Annotated in this window: 16 protein-coding genes, 1 tRNA gene and 1 pseudogene; 11 read left to right on the top strand and 7 right to left on the bottom strand. The window is 62.9% G+C overall.

The window, feature by feature from the left end:
• Nucleotides 1–5: 5 nt before the first annotated feature.
• Genes PT015_RS24210 through PT015_RS24220 form a run of 3 tightly spaced genes read right to left on the bottom strand, consistent with a single transcriptional unit; the run spans nucleotide 6 to nucleotide 3647 of the window.
• Nucleotides 6–1346, bottom strand: a complete 1341-nt coding sequence (locus PT015_RS24210) for a macrolide-binding ATPase MABP-1 (RefSeq protein WP_285187821.1) — start codon at nucleotides 1344–1346, stop codon at nucleotides 6–8.
• Nucleotides 1347–1392: 46 nt separating this feature from the next.
• Nucleotides 1393–2229: a cyclodehydratase gene (locus PT015_RS24215; RefSeq protein WP_285187823.1), complete on the bottom strand. Its 837-nt coding sequence runs from the start codon at nucleotides 2227–2229 to the stop codon at nucleotides 1393–1395.
• A 35-nt stretch (nucleotides 2230–2264) separates the two neighbouring features.
• Nucleotides 2265–3647, bottom strand: a complete 1383-nt coding sequence (locus tag PT015_RS24220) for a zinc-dependent metalloprotease (protein WP_285187825.1) — start codon at nucleotides 3645–3647, stop codon at nucleotides 2265–2267.
• A gap of 79 nt (nucleotides 3648–3726) precedes the next feature.
• Here PT015_RS24220 and PT015_RS24225 point away from each other — a divergent pair, with 79 nt between their 5' ends.
• The 4 genes from PT015_RS24225 (at nucleotide 3727) to PT015_RS24240 (ending at nucleotide 9408) form a co-directional block, all read left to right on the top strand.
• Nucleotides 3727–4749, top strand: coding sequence for a YlbL family protein (locus PT015_RS24225; protein ID WP_285187827.1), 1023 nt, complete (start codon nucleotides 3727–3729; stop codon nucleotides 4747–4749).
• Nucleotides 4750–4824: 75 nt separating this feature from the next.
• Nucleotides 4825–7794, top strand: coding sequence for a UPF0182 family protein (locus tag PT015_RS24230; RefSeq protein ID WP_285187829.1), 2970 nt, complete (start codon nucleotides 4825–4827; stop codon nucleotides 7792–7794).
• 60 nt (nucleotides 7795–7854) lie between these two features.
• Nucleotides 7855–7928: transfer RNA gene (locus tag PT015_RS24235), tRNA-Met, on the top strand.
• 148 nt (nucleotides 7929–8076) lie between these two features.
• On the top strand, nucleotides 8077–9408 hold the full coding sequence (locus PT015_RS24240) for a Shedu immune nuclease family protein (RefSeq protein ID WP_285187830.1): 1332 nt from the start codon (nucleotides 8077–8079) through the stop codon (nucleotides 9406–9408).
• An 11-nt stretch (nucleotides 9409–9419) separates the two neighbouring features.
• Here PT015_RS24240 and PT015_RS24245 read toward each other — a convergent pair whose 3' ends face one another.
• Nucleotides 9420–10778 carry a site-specific integrase gene (locus PT015_RS24245; protein WP_285187831.1) on the bottom strand — a complete coding sequence of 453 codons (1359 nt, stop codon included), beginning with the start codon at nucleotides 10776–10778 and terminating at the stop codon, nucleotides 9420–9422.
• Complete coding sequence (locus PT015_RS24250; protein ID WP_285187832.1) at nucleotides 10775–11005, bottom strand: helix-turn-helix domain-containing protein; 231 nt, start codon at nucleotides 11003–11005, stop codon at nucleotides 10775–10777. The genes PT015_RS24245 and PT015_RS24250 overlap by 4 nt, the downstream gene beginning before the upstream one ends.
• Before the next feature lie 430 nt (nucleotides 11006–11435).
• Here PT015_RS24250 and mobF point away from each other — a divergent pair.
• The 4 genes and pseudogenes from mobF to PT015_RS24270 all read left to right on the top strand — a co-directional run bounded on the left by mobF (nucleotide 11436) and on the right by PT015_RS24270 (nucleotide 18105).
• Nucleotides 11436–14235: pseudogene (mobF, locus tag PT015_RS24255) on the top strand (MobF family relaxase).
• An 85-nt stretch (nucleotides 14236–14320) separates the two neighbouring features.
• Nucleotides 14321–15376, top strand: coding sequence for a DNA adenine methylase (locus PT015_RS24260; RefSeq protein WP_285187833.1), 1056 nt, complete (start codon nucleotides 14321–14323; stop codon nucleotides 15374–15376).
• Nucleotides 15373–16212 (top strand): hypothetical protein, encoded by an 840-nt coding sequence (locus PT015_RS24265; RefSeq protein ID WP_285187835.1) that lies wholly within the window; start codon nucleotides 15373–15375, stop codon nucleotides 16210–16212. Before PT015_RS24260 ends, PT015_RS24265 begins: the two co-directional genes overlap by 4 nt.
• A gap of 195 nt (nucleotides 16213–16407) precedes the next feature.
• Nucleotides 16408–18105 carry an AIPR family protein gene (locus tag PT015_RS24270; RefSeq protein ID WP_285187837.1) on the top strand — a complete coding sequence of 566 codons (1698 nt, stop codon included), beginning with the start codon at nucleotides 16408–16410 and terminating at the stop codon, nucleotides 18103–18105.
• Nucleotides 18106–18236: 131 nt separating this feature from the next.
• On the opposite strand, the gene PT015_RS24275 is transcribed toward PT015_RS24270, so the two are convergent.
• Together PT015_RS24275 and PT015_RS24280 are read right to left on the bottom strand one after the other, a co-directional pair.
• Nucleotides 18237–19490: a DUF262 domain-containing protein gene (locus PT015_RS24275; RefSeq protein ID WP_285187838.1), complete on the bottom strand. Its 1254-nt coding sequence runs from the start codon at nucleotides 19488–19490 to the stop codon at nucleotides 18237–18239.
• On the bottom strand, nucleotides 19487–20104 hold the full coding sequence (locus PT015_RS24280) for a hypothetical protein (protein ID WP_285187839.1): 618 nt from the start codon (nucleotides 20102–20104) through the stop codon (nucleotides 19487–19489). Before PT015_RS24280 ends, PT015_RS24275 begins: the two co-directional genes overlap by 4 nt.
• Before the next feature lie 30 nt (nucleotides 20105–20134).
• Between PT015_RS24280 and PT015_RS24285 the strand changes: the two genes are divergently transcribed.
• From PT015_RS24285 to PT015_RS24295, 3 genes are all read left to right on the top strand, one after another.
• Nucleotides 20135–20638 (top strand): hypothetical protein, encoded by a 504-nt coding sequence (locus PT015_RS24285; RefSeq protein ID WP_285187841.1) that lies wholly within the window; start codon nucleotides 20135–20137, stop codon nucleotides 20636–20638.
• A 195-nt stretch (nucleotides 20639–20833) separates the two neighbouring features.
• Nucleotides 20834–21163, top strand: coding sequence for a hypothetical protein (locus tag PT015_RS24290; RefSeq protein ID WP_285187842.1), 330 nt, complete (start codon nucleotides 20834–20836; stop codon nucleotides 21161–21163).
• Nucleotides 21164–21926: 763 nt separating this feature from the next.
• Entirely contained in the window at nucleotides 21927–22628 is a 702-nt protein-coding gene (locus PT015_RS24295; protein WP_285187844.1) for a hypothetical protein, read from the top strand.
• The last annotated feature ends 7 nt before the right edge of the window (nucleotides 22629–22635 follow it).

The following is a 22635-nucleotide window of genomic DNA, read 5'->3' on the forward strand; positions in this document are numbered from 1 at the left end:
AGTCGTTAGACGGCAGCGGCATCCGGGTCGGCGAAGCCGGGCACCAGTTCGTCGGACAGCTTGCGCGTCGGGACGTGGGCGTCCAGCTGACACAGGATCGCCATCGAGGTGGCCAGCACCCGCATCGGGATGGCCAGCTTCGGTGGCAGATTCATCTGCCGCGCAGTCTTGATCTGTGACACGCCCTGATTCAGCTGACGATATGTCATGCGCTGCAACCACTTACGCGTGTAGTGGAAGACCTCGACCTCGACGGGTTCGACGTACTGGCGCAGCATCTCGTCGATGTCGCTGACCGAGACCTGCTCGCCCTTCTGGATGAACCCGGCCTTCTCCATGGTCGGCAGCACCATGTCGTAGTTCTTGTCGCGGGCCCACCGGATCGTCGCGCCGAGTTCGACCGGGAAACCACCGGGCAGCGGTGCGACGGCACCGAAGTCGATCACACCCATCTTGCCGTCGGGCATCAGCATGAAGTTGCCGGGGTGCGCGTCCCCGTGGATCATCTCGATGCGCCGCGGCGAGTCGAAAATGAATGCGGCCAAACGGGTTCCAAGCAGATCGCGTTGCTCGACGGTGCCCTCACGGATGATGTCGGCCATCGGAATGCCCTCGATCCATTCCTGGATGACGACCTTGGGGGCGCTGGCCACCACGCGGGGGACCAGGAAGTCGGGGTGGCCGTCGTAGGCCTTGGCGAATGTGCGCTGATGTTCGGCTTCCAGCCGGTAGTCGAGCTCCATCTCGGTGCGCTCGATCAGCTCGTCGACGACACCCTCGACGTCGACACCGGGCGCCAGCTGCTTGACGACGCCGATCATGCGCCGCAACGTCTTCAGGTCCGCCCGCAGCGCCTCGTCGGCGCCGGGGTACTGGATCTTGACGGCGACTTCGCGGCCGTCGGCCCATACGCCCTTGTGCACTTGGCCGATGCTCGCCGACGCCACCGCGGTGTCGTCGAATTCGGAAAAGCGTTGCCGCCACTTGGTGCCCAGCTGCGCGTCGAGCACCTTGTGCACCTTGTCGGCGGGTAGCGGTGGCGCGTCCTTCTGCAGCTTGACCAGCGCTTCGCGGTAGGGCTCGCCGAATTCCTCGGGAATCGCGGCTTCCATCACCGACAGGGCCTGGCCGACCTTCATCGCGCCGCCCTTGAGCTCGCCCAGCACGGTGAAGAGTTGTTTGGCCGCCTTCTCCATCAGCTCGGCGTTGACTTCGTCCTGCGATTTACCGGCCAGCCGCTTGCCGAACCCGAGAGCCGTGCGACCGGCGATGCCGCCCGCCAGGCCCGCCAGCTTCGCGTTGCGCGCAGCGCCTCCGCGTTTGATGTCTGCCACGCCATCCATCATCCACGATGAACATGAGCGTGCCCTATCGATCTGGAAACAACTGCTGTCAGCAGCAACACAGTGGATGCCGTGGCCACCGTCGCGCCACGATCGAGCCGGCATGCACGTCGAATTCGAGGGTGGCGCTCAGTGCGGCCGGCGGATCGGAGTCAACGCCGCGGACCGCGCCGATCACGCGATTGACCTGGCTGAGCGCCAGCGCCGCGGTGGCTAGCAGGGTGGCCCGATCGGCCACTCCGACGGTGTCGCGCAGTTGGGCGGCGACCGCGGGCCACGCCGCGTCGCGGTCCCGACGATGCAGGTCGGCGCACTCCAGGCACGATGTGGCGCCCGGGATGACGAGCGGGCCGACCAGCCCGGTGCCGTCCCGGACCCGCACCGCGAGGTGCGCGATGCCCTGGGCGTGCAGCTCGCGCAGCGTTCGTGGATCAGTGACCAGGTTGTCCGACAGCACGACCAGGTCGGCGTCGCCGGACGTCACGGCGGCGTGTGGCTGGTTGGTCTGTTTGATCCGCGCGCCCGAACACCGCAGGCCCTCGGCGAGCAGCTCGGACAACGGTCCGCGGCCGTGCACCCGGATCGAGACCGCCCGCGTCGAGCGCTGACGGGAGCCGCGCGTGGCCACCCCGGCGGTCACCAATTGTTCGACCAGGTCGGACAATTCGCCGTCGCTCAACCCGCTGCGCGTCTGTCGCAGCTCATTCATCGACACCGGCGCGTGCATCGCCCGCAACAGGCCTGCTAGCCCGGGGGCGGTCACCTCACGCGGCGGCCGGATCAACACGGCGCGCCGCGGACTCCACCCAACTTGCACGGCGCCGTCGGGGCGGAGCAGCACCGGCAGCGCCGGATCCAGCGCGTAGAGCTCGCCAGCCTGCGCCATCGTGGCACTGTGCCATGCCGCTCAGCGCAGCAGCCTCAGCTATCCACAGAGCCGGCGCCGCCGTCTTCGTCGCGGGCGCGCCGCTCGAATTCGGCGATGGCCTCGTCGATCCCGCTGGTGTCGCCGCCGAGCGCGCGGTCGATGAATGCGGCCGGGTCGTCGAGGTCGTCGGAGCCGGGCAACAGGTCGGGGTGCTGCCAGACCGCGTCGCGGGCGTCGACCCCGACGGCCTGGGTCAGCCGGTCCCACAGCGCCGCGGCCTCGCGCAGCTTCCGGGGCCGCAGTTCCAGGCCCACCAGCGTGGCGAAGGTCTGCTCGGCCGGTCCGCCGGTGGCGCGGCGGCGACGCAGCGTCTCACCGAGCGCGGCCGCGCCCGGAATGCGCTCGCCAAGCGCGGCGTTGACGACGGTCTGCACCCAGCCCTCGATGAGCGCCAGCAGCGTCTCGAGTCGCTCGAGCGCCTGGGTCTGCTCCGGGGTGGCCTTGGGCTCGAAAACCCCTTGGCCCAACAGTTGTTCGACGGCGGCGGGGTCGTTCATCATCGCCGGGTTGAAGTCGCGGGCCAGTTCCTCGATGCCCTGCATGTCGATCTTCATGCCCTTGGCGTAGGCCTCGACCGCGCCGAGCAGCTGGCTCGACAGCCAGGGCACGTGCGTGAACAGCCGGTGGTGGGCCGCCTCGCGGGCAGCCAGGAAGGTGACGATCTCGCTGCGGGGCTGTTCGAGGCCGTTGGCGAACGCCTCGACCGCTTCGGGTAGCAACGCCGCAATTCCTTTGGGCCCCAATGGCAAACCGATGTCGGTCGAGGTGAGGACTTCCTTGGACAACCGGGCCAGCGCCTGACCCAGCTGCGAGCCGAACGCCATGCCACCCATCTGCGACATCATCGACAGCAGCGGGCCGGCCATGGCCTTGGCTTCCTCGGGCAGCGCGGAGGCCCACACCGTCGCGATCTGCTGGGCCATCGGATCGCACAGCCGCTTCCAGGTCTCCAGCGTGTTGTCCACCCACTCGTTGGGCGTCCAGGCGACGGCCTTGGTGGTGCCGGCCGGCAGCGAGGTCACGCCGTTGAGCCAGGTATCGGCGAGGTGCACGGCGTCGCCGATCGCCTCGCGGGTCGCAACCGGGATCGGTGCCACGAACCCGATCGAGCTCGATGCCAGCTGGCGGGCCAGCTCGTAGTTGACCGGGCCGGAGGACTGCCCGCTCATGCCGGCGCCGCTGAACATCTGTCCCAGCCGGGTGAACATCTGGCCCAGGTCGGCCACGTTGAAATCGCCGCCGAGGCCGCCCAGTCCGAAGGGGTCGGCAGACCCCGAACCCGACTCGGGATCGTTCTCGCGGCGCTTGTCGCGGTCCGGGTCGTCTCCCGCGGAGAAGCCGAAAGGCAGGTCAGCCATGCCCACAACGGTACTCACCGACACTGCGTGACGCGCGGCCCGGCGTCACGCTCTCAGTGAACGGGGCCGGGTGCGGCTGCCGTCTAGTGTTAGCGACGTGAACAGGCGGATTCTGACGCTGATGGTCGCGCTGGTCCCGATCGTGGTCTTCGGTGTGCTGCTCGCGGCGGTGACGGTGCCGTACGTGTCGCTGGGCCCCGGCCCGGCGTTCGACACGCTCGGCGAGATCGACGGCAAGCAGGTCGTCGAGATCAAGGGCACACAGACCCATCCGACGACCGGCCACCTGGACATGACGACGGTGTCCCAGCGCGACGAACTCAGCCTGGCCGAGGCGCTCACCCTGTGGCTGTCCGGCCAGGAGCAACTGATGCCGCGCGACCTGGTCTACCCGCCCGGGCAGTCCCGCGACGAGGTCGACAAGGCCAATGACGCCGACTTCAAAGAGTCTGAGCACAACGCCGAATTCGCCGCGCTGGGCTACTTGAAGTACCCGAAGGCCGTCACGATCGTGACGGTGTCCGATCCCGGGCCGTCGGTGGGCAAGCTGCAGTCCGGTGACGCCGTCCAGGCGGTCGACGGCAAGCCGGTGGCCGACGTGGAGCAGTTCACCGGCTTCCTGAAGACCACCAAGCCCGGGCAGCAGGTTACGGTCGACTTCCGCCGCAAGAACGCGCCGAACGGCAGCGCCAAGATCACTCTGGGTCATCACCCCAAAGGCGACTACGGCTTCGTCGGGGTCTCGGTGACCGACGCGCCGTGGGCGCCGTTCGCCGTCGACTTCAACCTCGCCAATGTGGGCGGACCGTCGGCCGGGCTGATGTTCAGCCTCGCCGTGATCGACAAACTCACCACGGGCGATCTCGCCGCCTCCAAGTTCGTCGCGGGCACCGGCACGATCAAGCCCGACGGCGAGGTCGGCAAGATCGGCGGCATCGGGCACAAGATGAGCGCGGCCCACGATGCGGGCGCGACGGTGTTCCTGGTGCCGGCCGGCAATTGCTACGAGGCGAACGCGACCAAGGTGCCGGGCCTGCAGTTGATCAAGGTCGACAACCTCGGCGGCGCGGTGGACGCCCTGCATGCCGTGGCCGCCGGCGGTCATCCGCCGAGTTGTTGAGTGGAGCCGCACAAATTGGCGATGCGTAAAGTCGAGGACATTGCCACTGTCGAGACTGAGCAGGGAGCGTAGCTAGTGGGGATGCGGCCCGCCGCCAGAATGCCGAAGCTGACCCGACGCAGCAGGACTCTCATCGCGATCGCGTTGACCGTGATCGGGTTGCTGCTGGTCGGGCCTCGCCTGATCGACGCCTACGTCGATTGGCTGTGGTTCGGCGAGCTGGGCTACCGCTCGGTGTTCAGCACCGTCCTGGTGACCCGGCTGATCGTGTTCGTGGTGATCGGGTTGCTCGTCGGTGGCATCGTCTTCGGCGGGCTGGCCCTGGCCTACCGCACCCGGCCGGTTTTTGTCCCGAGCAATGGCAGCGACCCGGTGGCGCGTTACCGCACGGTAGTGATGTCGAGGCTGCGGGTGATCGCCGTCGGTGTCCCCGTGACCATCGGGTTGCTGGCCGGCATTGTCGCGCAGACCTTTTGGATTCGGATCCAGCTCTTCCTGCACGGCAGCAGCTTCGGCGTCCGGGACCCGCAATTCGGCAAGGACCTCGGCTTCTACGCCTTCGAGCTGCCGTTCTACCGGCTGGTGCTCAGCTTCTTCTTCGTGGCCGTATTCCTGGCGTTTGCGGCGAATCTGCTGGCGCACTACATCTTCGGTGGCATCCGGCTGTCCGGGCGGACGGGTGCGCTGAGCCGCTCGGCGCGCATCCAACTGATCAGCCTGGTCGGAACGCTGGTGTTACTCAAGGCGCTCGCCTACTGGCTGGACCGCTACGAACTGCTGTCCCACACGCGGGCGGGTAAGCCTTTCACCGGTGCCGGTTACACCGACATCAACGCCGTGCTGCCGGCCAAGCTGATTCTGCTGGCGATCGCGCTGATCTGCGCGGTGGCGGTGTTCTCGGCGATTGTGCTGCGGGACTTGCGTATTCCCTCCATCGGCCTGGTGCTGTTGCTGCTGTCCTCGATGGTCATCGGCGCCGCGTGGCCGCTGATCATCGAGCAGTTCAGCGTCAAACCCAATGCGGCGCAGAAGGAACGCGACTACATCAGCCGCAGCATCACCGCGACCCGGCAGGCCTACGGCCTGACCGACGACGTGGTGACCTATCGGGACTACAGCGGTGACGGTAAGGCGACGGCCGAGCAGGTGGCCTCGGATCGCGCCACCACGTCCAACATCCGCCTGCTCGACCCGACCATCATCAGCCCGGCGTTCACCCAGTTCCAGCAGGGCAAGAACTTCTACTATTTCCCGGACCAGTTGTCGATCGACCGCTATCGCGAACGCGACGGCAACCTGCACGACTACGTGGTCGCCGCACGGGAACTCAATCCCGACCACCTGATCGACAACCAACGGGACTGGATCAACCGGCATACCGTGTTCACCCACGGCAACGGCTTCATCGCGTCACCGGCCAACACGGTGCGCGGTATTGCCAACGACCCCAACCAGAATGGCGGCTACCCGGAGTTCAAGGCCACCGTCGTCGGGGCCAACGGCGGCGTGACGTCCACCGGTCCCGCGCCGCTGGATCAACCGCGGGTCTACTTCGGGCCGGTGATCGCCTCGACGCCCGCCGACTACGCGATCGTCGGCAAGAACGGTGTAGACCGCGAGTACGACTACGAGACCAATACCGAGACCAAGAACTACACCTACACCGGTAGTGGGGGAGTGCCGCTGGGCGGCTTGCTGTCGCGCGGGGTGTTCGCCGCTAAATTTGCCGAGCGAAACTTCCTGTTCTCCAACGTGATTGGATCCAACAGCAAGATCCTGTTCAACCGCGACCCGGCTCAGCGGGTCGAGGCGGTGGCGCCGTGGCTGACGACGGACAGCAGCGTCTATCCGGCGGTCGTCAACAAGCGCATGGTGTGGATCATCGACGGCTACACCACGTTGGACAACTACCCGTACTCCGAACTCACGTCGCTGTCGTCGGCCACCGCCGACTCCACCGAGGTGGCGTTCAACCGGTTGGCGCCCGACAAGCAGGTGTCTTACATCCGCAACTCGGTGAAGGCCACGGTCGACGCCTACGACGGCACGGTCACGCTCTACGAGCAGGACGAGCACGACCCGGTGCTCCAGGCGTGGATGAAAGTCTTTCCGGGAACGGTGAAGCCGAAGAGCGAGATCACCGGCGAACTGGCCGCGCATCTGCGTTACCCCGAGGATCTGTTCAAAGTGCAGCGGATGCTGCTGGCCAAGTATCACGTCAACGACCCGGTGACGTTCTTCTCGACGTCGGACTTCTGGGACGTTCCGCTGGACCCGAACCCAACCGCCAGCAGCTACCAGCCGCCGTACTACATCGTCGCGAAAAACATTGCCAAGGGCGATGATTCGGCGTCGTTCCAATTGACCAGCGCGATGAACCGGTTCAAGCGCGACTATCTGGCCGCCTACATCAGCGCGAGTTCCGACCCGTCGACCTACGGCAAGATCACCGTCCTGACGATTCCCGGGCAGGTCAACGGTCCCAAGCTGGCGAACAACGCGATCACCACGGATACCGCTGTGTCCCAGGACCTTGGCGTGATCGGCCGAGACAACCAGAACCGGATCAAGTGGGGCAACTTGCTGACGCTGCCGGTTGCGCAGGGCGGGCTGCTCTACGTCGAGCCGGTCTACGCGTCGCCCGGGTCCAGCGACGTGGCCTCGTCCTATCCGCGGTTGATTCGGGTGGCGATGATGTACAACGACAAGATCGGCTACGGCCCCACCGTCGGCGACGCGCTGACGGGATTGTTCGGACCGGGCGCCAACGCGAGCGCGGCCGGCATCGCGCCCACCGAATCCGGTGGTCCGCCGCCCGCCTCGCCCCCGGGTGAGCCACCCGCCAGTCCACCGCCGGCCAACGCCGCGGTTCCGCCGCCGAGCGGTGCCGTCAGCCTCTCGCCGGCCAAGGCCGCCGCCCTCAAGGACGTCGAATCGGCGATGGGTGCCGCGCGCGACGCCCAGAAGTCAGGCGACTTCGGCTCCTACGGCGCGGCCCTGCAGCGCCTCGACGACGCGATCAACAAGTACAACAACGCGAAGTAGTGCTGGTCAGCGCGCGATTTGGTGGCCCTGCACGCGTTCGGTAACCTTGTATTCACCCGTCGCGGGGTGGAGCAGCTCGGTAGCTCGCTGGGCTCATAACCCAGAGGTCGCAGGTTCGAATCCTGTCCCCGCTACTAGTAGAAACGGCCCCCGGAGATCACTCCGGGGGCCGTTTCGTCCCGCTTTGGGAACACTTTTGGGAACATTAGGCGGACCGATACGCTCTGAGGCGTCTTGCGAGTCGTCGGCCTCAGCGCGGGCTACAGGAGGACGGTGGGGCGAGTGTCTTTTACGTTCGCCGAGCTGCCCGAGCCGAATGAGGTCACCTGGGCGACTGGCCGATTGACGACGCGTACCTACGCCAGCCGGAGTTTCGTCATGACATTCGGTCAGGACGCCGGCCAGCAGGCGCGCTATATCCACAAGGTTTTCGACGAGTCACCGGCGGAAGACGACGATGACTGGGAATGGACAACTGACGTGGTCTACTCGACACCCGGCGGACGCAAGCAGATCGAACTCAATGTCGCGCGATCTGCTGGCTCAGTGCGCAAGATTCGGATCCAGAAAGTGCCCACCTCGGGAGACGTGACCAGGCTGGAGCCTGTGCTCGAGCTCGATCGCGACCAGTCGACGCGGTTGATCGATCTCATCAAGGCTTTGGATTCGATTCCGGTCGACGGCGAAGGCACCGTCTACGTCGATGACCAGGTTTTGCGCGATTTTTTCTCGGACCCAGGGGCGATGGGCCGCGCATATTCACAGGATCCAGAGCGATTTCGTGCACTCATTCAGAGCGACGCGGATGCCCGTGACGTCATCGCGCTGCAGCACCGACGCGAGGTCGTAGCGACGATGCGAACATGGCTTGAGGACGATGCCGTGTTCGACGTCGAGAAAGACTCCGCAGGTGGGCCGGAATGTGCGTGGCAGCGTCTGTTGGAGGCGAACCCATGGGTCCTCGGGATCGGCCTCGGGGGGCAGCTGCTCACTTCTTGGGATAAGGACAAGCTTGAAAAAGTTGTGGTAGGCAGCGATATCAAGACGGTCGGCAAACGAGTTGATGCGCTGTTGCGTACGAATGGGTTAGTCCGATCGCTTGCCTTCGCTGAGATCAAGCACCACCGAACGGAGTTGCTGGCCGAGGAATATCGATCCGGTGTGTGGCGGCCTTCAAACGAGCTTGCAGGGGCGGTAGTGCAGGTTCAGCAGACCGTGCGTATGGCAGTGCGCGACCTCGGAGACTACATCGAGGATTCGGCCGAGGATGGCTCGCGGACCGGCACCGGCACCTTCGTTGTGCGACCGCGCTCGTTCCTCATCGTCGGATCGTTGAGCCAGCTGTTAGGTGACGGTGGCGGCCCAGTAGACGACAAGGTGCACAGCTTTGAGCTATTCCGGCGCAACCTTCACGAGCCGGAGGTTATAACATTCGACGAACTCATAGCCCGTGCCGAGTGGCACGTAAAGCTGGCCGAGGAGCAGGCATCTGTTCGGCATGACGTCGAACCCCATGATCATGCTGGATCAGAGCCACCGGCCCAGGCTGGACTTACTGCGGAGACTTCACAAACTTCAAGCATTGATCCGTGGGGCGACGACGCCCCGTTCTGAGAGGGTCGCTTTTACTCCAGCTCGGTAGCTGCTGGTCGATCTTCGGAGTCGGCGTTGTCGGACTTCCACACGTCACCGAGTAAGAACCCAGCGGCCTGCTCGGCCGCTTCGCGATCATCGTTGTCAAGCACGTGAGCATAAGTCTCAAGGAAGAAGCCGACGTTGGCGTGACCGATGCGCTCGCTGATGATTTTCGGACTGACCCCTGCCCGCAGCGCGCCGGTTGCATATGAGTGTCGAAGATCGTGAAAGGTGATGCGCGACAGGCCCGCCGCGACTGCGAGACGGTCGAATCGCTGTCGGATCGAGTCTGGATGCAGCGGCCGGCCGTCCTGGTACGTAAACACGTAGCCGCCCGCGTTGTAGGACTCTCCGAGAAGACTGCGCTCATTGTCCTGGACCTCGCGCCAGCTGCGGAGCGCCGCCACGGTCGCGCGATCGATGGAAATCGTCTTGTCGGCGTTGTGAGTCTTACCACCGGCCTTGTCGCGGGCATGCCCGCCGATCACCACACGATTGTTGTGTAAAGCGATCTCGCCGGTATCGAGATCGACAGCATCCCAATGCAAACCGCAGATCTGCCCACGGCGGATGCCAGTGGTGAGTTCCAACAGGAACAGTGCCGCGAAGCGGTCGTGTCGCACCGAGGCGAGGAAGGCTCGAATCTCCTCCGGCCTCCACACTTGGCGGCGGGTACGTGGGCGCCGAGGTGGCTTGACGTTGCTGGCCGGATTGTCGGTGAGGTATTTCCATGCAACGGCGTCTACGAGTGCGCGGTGGAGAAAGGCGTGCACATTGCGGACCGTCTTGGGTGCCAGACCGGTTGAAACCGGTTTGGGGACAATGCCTGAGCGATATCGCCGTACCGCGCTCCGTGAGGCGTGAATAGTCGTGTTGCAGGCCTCTGACACCTCCCGAGCGGTAGGTTCACCACCCTTCGCGGTGCGCGCCGACCAGTACTTGTACATTGCGGTGTCGTTGTCGCGTTTGACGCGGCCTTCGGCGAGCAATTTGGCGTACAGCTTCAACAGGGCAGGCTCATCGATGCGTTGCAGCCGTTCGGCCCCGATGTGCGGGACAACGTAGGCGCGCGCGTAGTCATGCCAGCTGCGCCACGTCGTCGCATCGAGCGCCGGCTCAACGGCATTCAGCCACTCGCTGAGGAATTCCGCGACCGTGCGGGTCGACGGTTTCACGACGCGTCCACGGTCGGCCTCTCGCATAGCTTCACGGCAGGCTTTCCAGGCCTCCCGTTCAGTGTCGAAGCCGCCCTTACTAATCCAGGGGTATTTGCCAGTCGACGGATCGCGCTGAGGAACGCGGAATTTGTAGTACCACTTGGAACCCCGCTGATGCACAGAGCCTTTCATGAGGCCAGCTCACGAAGGCCCGCTGTCAGGACGTACACACGGCCGCCGAGTCGGCGAACCGGTAGTTCTCCTGAGGCCACCAGTCGGTAGGCCGCGGCCCGGCTGATGCCCAGCAGCTGCGCAGCTCGCGGCACCGCGAGCAGAAGGGGCAGATCGTTGAATACGTTGTCTTCCATCTTGTTCACCACCCTCCATGGGGTCGTGTCGAGCAGAGCCTGTCGGGTCACCGGTGGCGCCGCATAAGGTTGTTGCCCAGTCGATTTTGGATTGCTACGGGCGCGGTTGCCCCTATGTCACTGAAGCTCCTAACACCACTGTAATTCTCTGTGGTGACATGCCGTGCAGAACTTTTGCGCGAAGTTTCGAGCGTTCCCTCATCCTTCTACCAGTCGCGTGTCGGCCGATCTGAGTGCACCTGCGGCCTTATCCCCAACGCCGCAGTAATCCAAAGCCTGTACTTTTCTCACTACATCCCAAAAGCACTGACTCCGTTACACATCCGCTCACACGCATCACCCCGTCTCACCACTACAAGAACCCCCCAAATACTGCCTGGCACATTTGCACAAGGGTGCGAGAATGGTTGTGGCACAGCAAGTGCCACAACCGTGGCCGCCGATGCCTCCCCGCCGCAGTCACCGTCAGTAGGTGGTTCAGGTGTTGACAATCTCCAAGCTGAAGCGCTGGTCGATCAACTACTACATCGACACCGCCCGCACCGCCCAGACAGCTAGCAGGGATGCGGCGCGGGCCGGTGGCGGGCTGGGGGAGTACTACACCGAGCACGAAACCCGTCCCCCGACATGGCTCCTGGCCGGCGACACCCACACAGTCGCCAAGTTGGTGGGCCTCACCGACGCGCAGCGGGTCGGCGGTGACGCCGACGCCGCGGCGGTATCGCGCTGGCTCGACGACGGCGTGACCCCGAATAGCGCGCAGGGTCGCGGATTCGGGCAGCGCGGGGTGCACGGCTTCGATTTAACGTTCTGCGCACCGAAGAGCGTCTCCCTGCTGCGGGCGCTACGCGGCGATGACGACGTGCTGACGAAAGCGATCGCCGATGCTCACTCCACCGCGATCGCCGAGGCGATGGAATACCTCACCGACCATGCCGGCTACACCCGCATCCACAACGCGGACACAGGCGAGAAAGACCTTGTGCGCCTTCCCGGTTTAGCGGCCATCGCCTATCAGCACGAGACGTCGCGGTGCGGGGACCCGCATCTGCACACCCACGTCATCGTCTCCAACCGCCAGGCCCGCGCCGACGGCGCGATGGTGTCGATCGACGGGACGTCGCTGTATCACGAAACCCGCGCGGCCGGAATCATTTATCAAGCCACCCTGCGCCGCGGACTACATCAGTCGCTCGGCTTGGAGTGGGAACCTGTCGACCCCTCCACGGGGATGGCTGAGCTCGCCGGAGTGGACCGCGCCACGATCACCGCCTGGTCGCGGCGCTCGACTCAGCTGCGCGAGTGGGCCGCCCACCACCTGAACCTGGTGGAGGAACCGTTGACCGCGGCGCAGCTGGCCGTCGCGCAAAAAGCCACCCGCACCGCCAAGCCCGAAGAACTCGCCTGGACCCAACTCGTCGCGCAATGGCGCACCGATGCGCGCGGCCTGCCCCTGGACCGCGCAGCCTTCGACCGAGCGCGCGCAGCCCGGCGCGCATCAGCGCGCACCCCCTTCGATACCGCGCGCATCCTGGCCGCCGCCAACAACATCGATAAGGCCGCCTTCACGCGCGCCGACCTCATCGAAATCCTCGCCGCGCAACTGCCGGTGCACACCGAGCGCACCCCCCGCGAACTGCTCGAATCCGAAGCCGACCAGATTGCGGTGCGCCTGACCGCACCCCGGGCCGCACACCAGCGCGAAGGCCACGAGCGCTACACACTCGACGCCATCCTGCGCGAGGAAACCGCGGTGCTTGAACTGGTGGATGCGCGCAACGACCGCGCCATGCTCTGGATCAAGAAGGAGGACACCGCGCACCTGTCGCCAGATCAGGAGCGCGCCGTCGAGAACATCGGCCGCTCACCGTGGCTGGTGCAACCCCTGTCCGCGCCCGCCGGGGCGGGCAAAACCACATCGATGCGCGCCCTGCGCACCGCCACACGCCGCCGATTCGACGGGACCACGCTGGTGCTGGCGCCGACTGGCAAGGCCGTCGACGTCGCGGTCCGCGAAGGCGCCGGCGACCACGGCCACACCATCGCCGAAGCCCTACAGCTGTTGCGTGACAAGCAGTTAGACCTCGGCCCCCACACACTCGTCGTGGTGGATGAAGCCGCGATGGTCGGCACAACCGACCTGCTGCACCTGCTGACCGCCACCACCCATGCGGGAGCCAAAACCGTGCTAGTCGGCGATGAATATCAGCTGGCACCGGTCAAAGCTCGCGGGGGCATGTTCGCCCAACTCTGCACCGATCTGCCCTGGGCGCAACATCTTTCTGCGGTGTGGCGGATGCGTGATGCGGGCGAACGCACCGCCTCACTCGCCCTGCGTGACGGGGGACCGGCTGCAATCCGCCGCGCGATCGGCTGGTACCGCACCCACGACCGCCTGCACTGCGGGGATCAGATCACAATGGCCAACGACGCCCTGGCCGGCTACGCGGCCGACATCGCGGCAGGCAAAGATGCACTCCTGGTGTGCGACCGCACCGAGACGGCCGACGCGATCAACGAACGCCTCCACCGCGACAACATCGACCCCAATGCGCCCACCGTGACCGGAGCCCGCAGCCACCGCATCGCGGTCGGCGACCTCATCCTCACCCGCAGCAACGACGCCACTGTTCCGCTGCGCGGCGGCGACGGCCTCGCCGTCGAGGACAGTCCGGTGCGCAACGGGCAGCGCTGGCAAGTCACTCACATCAACCCTGACAACAATCGACTCGTCGCCCCCCGCCTCGACGACCACACCCTCGGCGCGTTCACCAATGACTATGTCCGTGAACACATCACTTACGGCTACGCCATCACCGTGCACTCCGCCCAAGGCGCCACCGCCGACACCACCCACGCCCTACTCGGCGAAAAAAGCCACCCGCGCACTGGCCTACGTCGCCCTCACCCGAGGCCGCGGCACCAACACCGCCTACCTCTACGAACGAGCGGACCAGGACGAACACCGCCGTAACTTCGCCATAACTGAACGCGCTGCGGACCGTGGGGACGGTTACTACGCCTCCAGGCTGCTACGCAAAATAGTTGCTCACGACGGACGATCGGAAACCGCGCACGACGTCGCAGTGAAATCCGCATCCGAGCTTCTTCCATCGACTGTTCGTGCCGTGGTCGAGAAACGTTCGGTGGCGGTCCGCGACCGCGCTACCACTTACCGTCGCTGGCAGGCCCAGGCTACGGTGATTGATCCCGTGGCGCGAGAGGCACGTGGCCGCGATATGTCAGCAGAGCGCACCCGTGGTGACGGTCTTGAGCTGTGATCCCCTCGCGAGACGGAAAAGACACCGCCCACAACCTGTGCGGAGATGGCCTGTGAACCGACAGCGCTATGGCAACCTGTGACGCATGGAGAACGTTGCGAGCTCTGCGGCGGTAGTAGCGAAGGCTCGGACGTTTCCCCGCATCCGGTACATGGGCTCGAAGTATCGCCTCCTCCCGCATCTGGAGCGCGTATTCGCCGACATCAACGGAGCAACAGCCGTCGACGCGTTTTCGGGGTCCGGTGTCGTCTCTTACCTTTTGAAGGCCCAGGGCTACCAGGTCACCGCCAACGACTTCCTGACTTTCCCCACGGTCATCGCCCGCGCGACTGTGGCCAACTCGACGGTTCAACTCGAACCAGACCTCATCGACGAGATCTGCGGACCGCCGGCTGATGATCGCGACTTCATCCAATCCACCTTCGACGGGCTGTACTTCACACCCGAAGACCGGAAGTTTCTTGACACGGCGTGGTCACACATCGATCGTTTGACCGGGTATCGACGGGACTTGGCGATCGCTGCACTGATCTTGTCGGGAGCGCGGAAACAGCCGCGCGGCGTGTTCACCTTTACCGACTCCACCCGGTACGCCGACGGTCGCAGAGACCTTCGCATCAGCTTGCGCGAACATTTCCGCGAACGCGCGGCCGACTACAACGCCACGGTGTTCAGCAACAAGCTGCGCAACACTGTCCGGTGCGGAGAGGTATTCGATATACCCTGTGTGACACCAGATCTGGTATATCTCGATCCGCCATATGCCCCACCCAGCGACGACAACGACTACATCAAGCGCTACCACTTCCTCGAAGGTCTGAGCGTGTACTGGCGCGGCGTCACGATCATGGACCACACCAAGACCAAAAAACTCGAGAAGCGCTTCACCCCGTTCGCCTACAAACACACCATCGAAGACGCTCTGGCCCGCACATTTGAGCACTTCCAGGGAGCAGGCGCGATCGTGTTGTCCTACTCCTCGAACGCCATTCCGGACGCGACCCGCATCCTCGATCTACTCGGCAAGGTCAAGCCGTGCGTTGAAACCATTGCCATCGATCACAAATACAGCTTTGGCACCCACGCCGCCGCCGCGCGTCGGGATGTCAGCGAATATCTCTTCATCGGGCGAGACGAGTGAGTGCGCCGCTGTCTTTCGAGGACTACCTCGCTTCACTAGCAAGCTTGACACCTCATGTCGATCCAACGACCGTCACTCCCGAGACCGAGGACATCCACAGAGCTGTGTCGAGCCTGGCCGAGTTGCCAACGATCGACAAAGCTGAGTTGTCGGACTGGGTTGCACGACAACCACACTGGGCTTACGTGCTCGGACTTATCGTCGGCCTATCCCAAGAAAAGCTGAAGAACCGCCTCCGCGACCGGTTCGACCGCGCCGGAGCGACCCACCTTGCACGGCAGCACCCAGCGGATCTAATCGAATACTTCGATTCCACGTTCAGCCTCGTCCTGATGGTCCAGCGGCACCTCAACCGCAGCTACGGCCTGGCCGATGTGCTCGTCGCCCGCGCCGGCACACGCGTTACCGCGACCCGCGCCGGCGCCGCGGGCCGCCTCATCGAAGACAAGATCGAAGCGATCGCTCAGGACCTCGGACTGCCCTACGCCACACGAACCAGATTCGTCGGATCGAACGGCCAAACAGGCCCAGCAGACCTTGTCATTCCTCAAACTGAAAACGCACTAATTGTCGTGGCCGCCAAAGGATTTGACTCGACCGGTAGCAAGCTAACAGATGCCTTCGGGGAGATCGAGCGAATGGCGCTGATCCGCCAACCTCGCCAGTTCATAATGGCGGTCGTCGACGGCATCGGCTGGAAATCACGGCGGGCTGACCTACGCCGAATCCATGCGCTATGGGTCAACAACCAGATCGACGGGCTATATACAGTCGCCAATCTCAGCCAATTCCGGGCCGACCTCGAAACCGCCGCACGCCTCCGCCAACTGCTCTGACCACGACGCGCGACAGCACCCGCCTCAGCCTCGGGCCCCGACAAATATCGTCGGCTGGGCGGTGCCTGGATCAGTGGGATCTAAAACCGCTACGTACCATCGATATCGCGCAGGCGCCAGATCAAGGTCGAACGAGCCGCGCATCCCGATAGACGTCGGGGTCAAGCTCCCCACATGGAAGCGAGGGGGTCGGCCATGGGCGACTTGCATGTGGCGCAGATCAAGCGGCGGCTGAAGAACACCACCTATACGCACATTGATGTCTCCGATCTAAGTGCCCACAGTGCAGAGCATGTCGAGCAAGCACAGCTCACCCGTGCGCTGGCCGCGTTCGTTCTGACTAAGGTGGCGGGTCTCAGTGACGAGGACGCAGCGGCGTCCGTGACCGACGGTCCGGACGACAACGGCATCGATGCCATCGCGTATGTGGACTCGGAGTCTCCTCGCCTCTACGTCGTCCAGTCGAAATGGTCCAACACCGGCACCAAAGGCGCCTCCATGGAGGACATGATCAAGTTCCAGAAGGGGCTGGCTGACCTAGTCTCGATGAACTGGGAGCGGTTCAACGGCAAGGTCAAAGACCGCGCCGCCGAACTGGACGACATCCTGCTGAACACCGATCTGCGCATCGAAGTCATCTTCGCGTCGATGGGCACACCCGCAGTCGCAGAGAACGTGCGCGGGCACATGGACGATTACGTCGCAACGCTCAACGTGCCAACCGAGGTCGCCACATTCAGCTACGCGAATCAGGGGTTCATCTACAAGCTGCTGGTCGACGAGAACCAGTCGAGCCAGATCGACCTCACCGTCGAGCTCTCCGACTGGGGTCGGATGGAAGGCCCGCCCGAGGCGGTCTACGGCCACTTGAGCGGAACCGAGGTCGCCGGCTGGTTGCGAGACCACGGTGACTTCCTCCTCTCCCGCAATGTCCGCGTGGTCCTGCCAAATTCGGAGGTCAACAACTCCGTGCTTGAGACGGTGCTCGATTCCCCCGAGAACTTCTGGTACTTCAACAACGGCGTCACGGCGCTCTGCGAGTCGATCGACAAGGCACCGGCCGGTGGACCTGAGCGCCGGCAGGGAACGTTCGGCGTCAAGGGAGTCAGCGTTGTCAACGGCGCGCAGACCGTCGGGACACTGGCCCGAGCTCTGCGGCAGGGTAAACAGGCGGAGCTGGACAAGGTGCGCGTGATGGTCCGGTTCATCTCCCTGGAGTCGACCGCTGAGGACTTCGGCAAGCGGGTCACCCGCGCGACCAACACGCAGAACGTCATCGGCGGTCGCGACTTCGTCGGACTCGATCCGGAGCAAGCACGCCTGCGCGATGACTTCGCCGTCGATAACCTCACGTACGCATTCCGCAGCGGGGAAGCTCGCCTTGACTCTGACCAGGGCTGTGAATTCGGCGAGGCCGCGGTGGCCCTGGCCTGCGCTCAGTCGGCTGCTCTTGCGACCCAAGCGAAGCGCGAGGTCAGCCGTCTATGGGATGACACCACCAAGTCTCCGTATAAGGCGCTGTTCAATGCTGAGACCAACCACCTGCGGGTCTGGCGATCGGTGCTGATTCTCCGTGCCGTAGACCAAGAGCTCGACCGTCTGCGGACGGGCTTGGACAATCGGACCAAGGGCTACGCAGTTCACGGGAATCGCCTCATCGCCCACCTGGTGTTCGCCCGGTTGGACCTGACCGGGATTCAAGATCACGCGGCAGATTGGAACCCGACGCTTGCTCGGGCCACTGAATTGACTGCCACGGTTCTGAACACGTTGAAAGAAAAAGGCGAAGCCGAGTACGGCGGATACACTGCGAGCCTGTTCAAGAACGCGAGCAAAACGGACCGTCTCGCAACGCTGACGATTGACGCACTCGAGTCGGCGCGTGGGCAGTGACGGGACAGGAACGTGCTGGCAGGGCCAGTAGATCGAATTGGGCGCCGGAGTTATCCCCAGCGTCATCAAGACTTGTGAGCAGATATCTTGGTAGGGGCCGGTGGCTGGCGGTTCACCGCCCGGACTCTGGGCTACTCGTCGACTAGAAAACTAATCTGCCCGCTTGGGCGTTCCTCGTCCCCCCCGCTCTCGTCCACTATTTCCTCGAGGCGGTCTTCGACCAGATACCACTCCGCGTCAGCTTCCGAAAGCGGCAGGATAGGCAGTGCTTTGACTCGGTCACCCAAGATGGCCTCCAGCGCGTCATGCCTTCGAACTCGGCTTAACCGGTCACTCGCGGCCCGTTCAACGGCTCTCAGGTAGGCCAGCGCATCCGAACCGGGCGCTTCGGACACCAGCTTGTCAATACTTCGGCCCTGGCCCTCCTCGCGCTTTATTTCGTTCACCAGCGCTGAGAAATCAACTAGTGTATCGACTATTGGAGCGAACGCTGCCTCGTCAACACTGAGGTGCTCGGCGCTCCGTGCTAAAAAAATCAGCAGAGAATAACAGTCCGACTTGTTTCGAAAGCGCGTTTTTCGCAATTGTCCGCTAAAAATATCTATGAAACTTAGAGATCGCCCGAATCGTCGAGTCATCTCCGATAGCCGCTCTGGAGGTACTCCTCGTCGCTCGAATGTAGAAAACAGCTCCTCTAATCCATCTTTTTTATTCGGAAATGCTTTCGCATCGATAGCCATCAGCACTTCAGCAATAAGCTCGTCGTTCCTTCTTCGTTTGTAGTCCTGCGGCGTGAAAACACCTAGATCATTCAAGGCTGCAGCGGCCCCGCCGCGCTCGACGAGTCGTATAAATGGGCCGGTGTACGCGGCGTGTCGAAGCTCCTGTGGCACCAGGGCTTCTACGGTTCGGTTAAGCCGCCTGAAGATCTCGCGTAAGACGGTTTCGGTGGCAGTCGCAGGGAGTTCACGAACGATAAATTTGAAGCCTAGAAATTTCGCTTTTAGGTCGTTCTCCAGCTCCGAGAAAAGCTTGCCTTGCCAACGTGCGTCGAGGTCTTCGGAAGTGCCAAGTCTAAGCCGATCATCGGTGAAAGATAGGCAGGTCGATATTCTCTGCTGCCCATCCACAACCGTCAGGCGTTCGTTTCCGTCGGCGGACGTATCCATCTGTACATAGAGCTCAGGGACCGGTAACCCGCGCAGGATGGAGTCAACTAGAAAACTTTTCTGTTCATCGTTCCACACTAAGTTGCGCTGAAATGCTGGACGTAATAACAACTCCGACGCTTCACTCGCCCGGGCTTTTCGAAAATGGTTTACCGTCATTGCCGTCGCGGCCGACGAAAGCTGAGGGCTAAAGAACAAACTACTAGCGTCTGTCACAATGCTTTCTCCTTACACCTGTATATGCCGTTCGCGATGTAACTTCGCAGACTCCAGTAGTCTCGATATATCCAGAAATTTACGTCTATTTCTCGGTCAAAGACTATAGCGATGTGCTCGGATAATGACGTACTTGCAGGAATCCAGTCCGGACCAAAATCTAGATAGCTCAGCAGCTTTGTGGTCACAATTGCGCCGTCAAAGAATCGCTTCTTTTGCTGCTTCATTGCTTGCTGAAAGTCGGATTCTAGTACGTTTAGCGCAGGATGTGCTCGCTCACGAAGGTTTCGCCACGCCAGTTCGAAATGAATCTCGGAGATAATCGCAATGTCTAGATCGGAGCTGTCATTGAATCTTTTAAGGTTTCCTTCGACCATCTTCTCGGGGTTTATTGACAACCCAACCGCACCAGATCCCCCGCAGAATATTCCATTAGGGTCCACCTTAAATTCTTTTGAACAGCGAAGTGCAAACTCCTGAAAATCAGCATGCCCGAAGGCAAAAGGATCGCAACGAAGGAAGTGCCGGTCAATCCAATCAAACACCGGAGCGGCGGCCAACAACTCGCGCTGTCCCGGGTAGGCGCTTCCCGCAGGTCGCATCACATCGACCACATTAACTAGTCCTCCAGAGCCTTCGCATGCGTGCCGCGCGAAGGCCACCTGAAACCGCCTCAATCAGTACAACCGCTCGGCACAGGTCAGATATGTAGAGCTGCGCTTTCGAACGATCAAAAAGCGATGCCGGCTCTAATCGGTGTCGAGCAGCTTCGGAAAACGCTGCCGTCGTTTCGCAGACAGGTCGGACACTTCACCTTTCCGAACCGCGTCATTATGCCGGTCGATCACGTCGGCGACGTGATCAGCGAAGTCAGCAATGTACTCCGCGGTGACGTGGCGCTTCGCGGCTTGCTGCCCTATTCGCATCCGCTCGGCTATGAGATCAACCTGATGCGAGATGTCCTCCCGCGCGACGTCTTCGGTGATGGTGTAGCCGTAGCGTGTAAGGAGCAGATTTACCAACTGAGTGGCTCGCTGGTCTATCCACGGCGATCGGCGAACTATCAGCTTGACCCCCTCTGCACCTCGTTGTGCGCGAGGTCGGTCTCTTCGGTCGTGGGCGATGACCATTTTCCTGTTTTTATTTGAGTCGGTTGGGCCGGCAGCGGGTACTTTCGAGGGCCGACGTAGTTCAGCAAACGCGCCAGGTGACAATCCCTAACCCACCGTCGGCGGAACGATTAGCGCTAGACGGCGCGTATGCGGCAGATCAGTGGGGCGGCCGAAACAGTTACCGCTAGTCGAGAATTCTCAAAAATGTTGTACGGCAGCCAAAATCGACAGATGTCCGACTGGGTCGAGTGGCTGAAACGACTCCAGCGTCGCAACTGTCGAACGAGCCGGCAGCGAGGAAAGGATCGGCCTATTCAGCGAAGCTTTCAAAGCTATTTCCTGCCCTTCGCGCCGGACTTTGGGGCCCGCTGGCTCAGTGCAGAAGCCGCGGCAGTTTTCGACGCGTTACTAGTGCGGCCATCTCGCAGCACCTTTGAAGCCGCTTTGGCGGCTTTTGCGCTTGTCTTTCTTCCTGCCATCACCATCACCTCCTTCCGTCACCTGCGGTCGGGGTTAGAAGCCCCACCGTTAAGACTGTCGATCCTGTTCGTATCTAGTTGAGCACCTAAGTCCGACAAGTGCGCGTCTATGACGTCGGCGCGCCGGATTAGCGCACGCGATTGGCGGCTTGCGAGGGTCGTGAACGAGGACAGAAAGAGCAGTGTGACGAGCACCGGACGCTGCTCTCCGGCACGATCTTCGCGGAGAAAGGCCGTTTTGCGTGCCGCGATGGTTCGTCGCCAGCATTGATTGGGACGGCGGCTCGTCCTTTGAGGCGCTCTATCTATCCGTGCCTCGAAGCCTTCCAGCTACCTCGTTGTTCAGCGGTGTTTGATTTCCCGACCGGCCGTGCGAAGAGTGCTGTCGACGCCACCACCTTTCTCACTTCGCCACTTTTAACGCGCAAGACCCTGAGCGTCAACGACACGCGACCGCCAATCGGAAAACGTGGGACACATCGGCAATAGGCAATGCTCATCTAGCTATCCAGATCGCCATTCTGTAGGCACCGGGGGGCCGCCGAGAACAGCCGCTTTCATACCGGCATTCCTACATGCGCTGGCAGTCGCCGTTTATTCACCGCCGCTCACAGGGAAACCACGGGGCGCGGTCGCTATCGGGGGCTCAAGGTGGTCAATTCGGTTGTCGGACAACGAGAACCGGCAACGACCGGCACCATTGGAATCAGGGGATTGGTATTCCGTTGGTTGTCGGTTTGCCTTCCCGAGCATCTAACGGTCGAACCGCGAGCGGCCGACAGGTGTTTACCTCCCGTGCGTGACTGATCTACCGCACCGACACGGCAGGCTTCTACGTTCCGTCGGTGGCAGTTGACCTTGATGCCTACGAGCGACTTGGTGACCTGACGAAGCCGTTTGAGGTGACTGCGAAAGACCGGCGCCGACAGGACGATCGCGAGCGTCTGCGGGATTCGCTGCGCTGTGATGTCGCACCGTTGACTTTCGAGCAGTATCGCGCAGGGTTGCCATGCCCCGGTTGTGGCCGCCCGTACGTCGACAGCGAACCATTCGATTTCAAGGGCACGATGAATCTTTCCGGTGCTGAACGAATGCGCCACGACGCCGAGGCGTCCCGTTTCAAAGCCGCGCACTCTTCGTGTAGTTCTCATAGCCATGGTGTGTCGGGTTCGCTGACAAGGCATTGCGGTAAATGCTGTCCGATGCCGCCGCTTTCGCCTTCGCAAGTGGAGCGAATTGGTGTGTTGATGCAGCCGACGCCTTCCCACGAACTGATGGTCTGGCGGCTGCGCCTCTACTGCGGTCACGTGGTTGAACGGACCGCTCATCGAAGCCATCGGACCGTGCATGCCGCCTTCAGCGGCTCAGTCAAATGCGCCGAGTGTGGCTGCGACCCAGCGACAGTGATCGATGCGCAGGCTGTGGGCCTTCGGGCTGAACCTTCTAAACCCCAGCAGACCCTAGTAGTGCGGAAACCCACGCGGGCAGCACTCGAACGCCGAATTGAGGAGCTCGAAACAGAGGTCGCGCGGCTGCGCGGCAGCTAAAAGCGTT

This window comes from Candidatus Mycobacterium wuenschmannii, assembly GCF_030252325.1.
In the GTDB taxonomy this organism is placed as follows: domain Bacteria; phylum Actinomycetota; class Actinomycetes; order Mycobacteriales; family Mycobacteriaceae; genus Mycobacterium; species Mycobacterium wuenschmannii.

What these genes read in the sequence shown, in the direction of transcription:
- PT015_RS24270 (WP_285187837.1), top strand. Translation starts at nt 16,408, where the DNA reads ATGGGCGACTTGCATGTGGCGCAGATCAAGCGGCGGCTGAAGAACACC.
- PT015_RS24245 (WP_285187831.1), bottom strand. Translation starts at nt 10,778, where the DNA reads ATGAAAGGCTCTGTGCATCAGCGGGGTTCCAAGTGGTACTACAAATTC.
- PT015_RS24290 (WP_285187842.1), top strand. Translation starts at nt 20,834, where the DNA reads ATGTCCGACTGGGTCGAGTGGCTGAAACGACTCCAGCGTCGCAACTGT.
- PT015_RS24210 (WP_285187821.1), bottom strand. Translation starts at nt 1,346, where the DNA reads ATGATGGATGGCGTGGCAGACATCAAACGCGGAGGCGCTGCGCGCAAC.
- PT015_RS24215 (WP_285187823.1), bottom strand. Translation starts at nt 2,229, where the DNA reads ATGGCGCAGGCTGGCGAGCTCTACGCGCTGGATCCGGCGCTGCCGGTG.
- PT015_RS24260 (WP_285187833.1), top strand. Translation starts at nt 14,321, where the DNA reads ATGGAGAACGTTGCGAGCTCTGCGGCGGTAGTAGCGAAGGCTCGGACG.